This is a genomic window from Pseudomonas sp. HMWF006 (assembly GCF_003061205.1).
Classification (GTDB): domain Bacteria; phylum Pseudomonadota; class Gammaproteobacteria; order Pseudomonadales; family Pseudomonadaceae; genus Aquipseudomonas; species Aquipseudomonas monsensis.
The window spans coordinates 7,385-10,115 of sequence record NZ_QAIU01000604.1 but is presented as its reverse complement, the minus strand read 5'-3'; the positions used below and the strand labels follow the sequence as shown (position 1 = coordinate 10,115).

At 62.9% G+C, this 2,731-nt stretch carries 3 protein-coding genes; all 3 read right to left on the bottom strand.

The genetic code is table 11. The annotated features are described in order from the left end of the window. The coding region (locus DBR24_RS28115) for a LysE family transporter (RefSeq protein WP_128616329.1) at positions 1–444 on the bottom strand (444 nt) is incomplete at its 3' end. 124 nt (positions 445–568) lie between these two features. Beyond that, on the bottom strand, positions 569–1,150 hold the full coding sequence (locus DBR24_RS28110) for a mechanosensitive ion channel family protein (protein WP_123469756.1): 582 nt from the start codon (positions 1,148–1,150) through the stop codon (positions 569–571). Then, on the bottom strand, positions 1,150–2,731 hold a 1,582-nt coding region (locus DBR24_RS28105), incomplete at its 5' end, for an ATP-binding cassette domain-containing protein (protein ID WP_256591925.1). The genes DBR24_RS28110 and DBR24_RS28105, both read right to left, overlap by 1 nt.

The following is a 2,731-nucleotide window of genomic DNA, read 5'->3' as shown; positions in this document are numbered from 1 at the left end:
CTGAATCAGCAACGGCGCATGGGGATTGATGAACTGCGGCAGCACCGCCAGCATGAACACCAAGGCCTTGGGGTTGCTGATGTTCACCAGAAAGCCGCGGAACACCAACGCCAGCGGCCGGCCGATCGGCCGCACCGCCGCGTCATCGCTCATGTCCATGGGCAGCGCACGCCATTGCTTGATAGCCAGATAAACCAGATACGCCACACCGAACCATTTGATCGCATGGAACGCGGTGGCCGAGGCAGTGAGGATCGCACCAACACCGGCGCCGACAATCGCAATCTGCACAGCCAGGCCGATTTGCAGGCCGAGGGCGTTCCAGTAGCCGCGCCAGAAACCGTATTGCAAACCGCTGGACATCGACGCAATGGCGCCCGCACCCGGGGAAAGGCTGATCACCCAGCAGGCGGCGAAAAACGCCAGCCATGTTTGTAGCTCCATCGCACACCTCGACTCATGCTCGTGACAAACGTCAAAGCTAATGCGGTTTGGGGCGGATGACTACCGATTTTTACGGTGGGAGCGGGCTTGCCCGCAAAGGCGTCAGATCAGATGTCCGGGGAATCTATTTTTCGAAACCGCTGGAAGGAAACACATCGCTGCCGCGCCAGCGCCGCACCGAACGCTGGAAGAACAGGCTGTTCGGCACCTGCACCATCGCACTACCGGTGCCCAGCTCTTCAGCCTCGATCAACGTGGTGTAAAGCAGATTGATCGCCACCACCCGGCCTTTGACGCCTGGTTTGTCAGTGGTATCGACCAGCTCGACCACATCGCCCAGGCGAAACGGCCCGACGGTGAAGATCAGGATCGCGCACAGCAGGTTCGACAGCACACTCCACATCGCGAAGAACGCCACCGCCGCCACCGCGACGAAACCCGACAGGGCCGTCCACAACACGGTGGCCGACACCCCGAGGCGTTCCAGCACGAAGATCAGCGCGCTGCCCATGATCAACCAGCGCAGCGCGCCACGCAGCGGCATCAGCAACTGCGGCGGGAACGGATAGCGCTCACCCAGTCGGGTCAGGCCTTTGGCGACGAAGCGCTGGGCCAGATAACCGGCCAGCAGGATCAGCAGAATCTGCACGCCAAACCAGACCGGCTCGACCCACTCCGCCGGCAGCGGCAGTTTGAACGCTTCCATCAGGACAGCGCCTCCAGCTCCGCCTGCATGCTTTCCAGCGTCTCGAGCGCTTCCATCCAGGCCTCTTCCAGCTCGGCTTCGCGCACTTTCAGCTTGGCTTGTTCGGCCAGCAGATCACGCAATTCGTTCTTGCGCGCCGGCTCGTAGATGTCGCTGTCGCCGAGGCTGGCGTCGACCTTGGCGAGTTTCTCGTGAAGCTTGCCCAGCTCGGCTTCGAGCTTGTCGGCTTCACGCTTGTGCGGTGCCAGTTGCTGACGCAACGCCGCCGCGGCCTGACGCTGAGCCTTCTTGTCGGTCTTGTCCGGGTTGACCGGGGTGTTGCTGACCGGCGCGTTGCGCTGACGGTATTCCACCAGCCAGCGGGCATAATCTTCGAGGTCACCATCGAACTCTTCGACCTTGCCGTCAGCGACCAGGTAGAAATTGTCGGTGGTGCTCTTGAGCAAGTGGCGATCGTGAGACACCACCAGCACCGCGCCGCTGAATTCCTGCAGCGCCATGGTCAGCGCCAGGCGCATTTCCAGGTCCAGGTGGTTGGTCGGTTCGTCGAGCAGCAACAGGTTCGGTCGCTCCCAGGCGATCAACGCCAGGGCCAGCCGCGCCTTTTCGCCACCGGAGAAATTCAGTACGGGTTCGTCGATGCGCGCGCCACGGAAGTCGAAACCGCCGAGAAAGTCGCGCAGGGTCTGCTCGCGCTCGGTCGGCGCCAGACGCTGCAGGTGCAGCAGCGGGCTGGCCTTGGCGTCGAGCGAGTCGAGCTGATGCTGGGCAAAGTAGCCGACCACGGTGTTTTCGCCACGGGTCAGGCGCCCGGCCAGAGGCTCGAGCTCACCGGCAAGGTTCTTGATCAGAGTCGATTTACCCGCGCCGTTCGGCCCGAGCAGGCCGATCCGCGCCCCCGGGGTCAGTTGCAGCTTGACCTTCTCGAGGATGGTTTTGTCGCCATAACCCAGGCGCGCATCGGACAGGTCGATCAGCGGGCTGGAGATCTTGGTCGACTCGCGGAAGACGAAATCGAACGGCGAATCGACGTGGGCCGCCGACAGTTCTTCCATGCGCTCCAGCGCCTTGATCCGGCTCTGCGCCTGACGGGCCTTGGTGGCCTGGGCCTTGAAGCGGGCGATGTAGCTTTCCATGTGCGCACGTTGCGCCTGCTGCTTCTCGTAGGCCTGTTGTTGCTGGGCCAGACGCTCGGCACGCGCACGTTCGAACGCGGTGTAGCCGCCACGGTACAAGGTCAGTTTGCGTTGATCGACGTGAGCCACGTGATCGACCACTTCGTCGAGGAAGTCGCGGTCGTGGGAAATCAGCAACAAGGTGCCCGGGTAGCTTTTCAGCCACTCTTCGAGCCAGATGATCGCGTCGAGGTCCAGGTGGTTGGTCGGTTCGTCGAGCAGCAACAGGTCCGACGGGCACATCAGCGCCTGCGCCAGGTTCAGACGCATCCGCCAGCCACCGGAGAAATCGCCGACCTGGCGATCCATCTGCTCGTTGGTGAAGCCGAGTCCGGCCAGCAACTTGCGAGCGCGTGCGTCAGCGGTATAACCGTCGGCGCTGTCGAGTTCGGCGTGCAGACGCGCC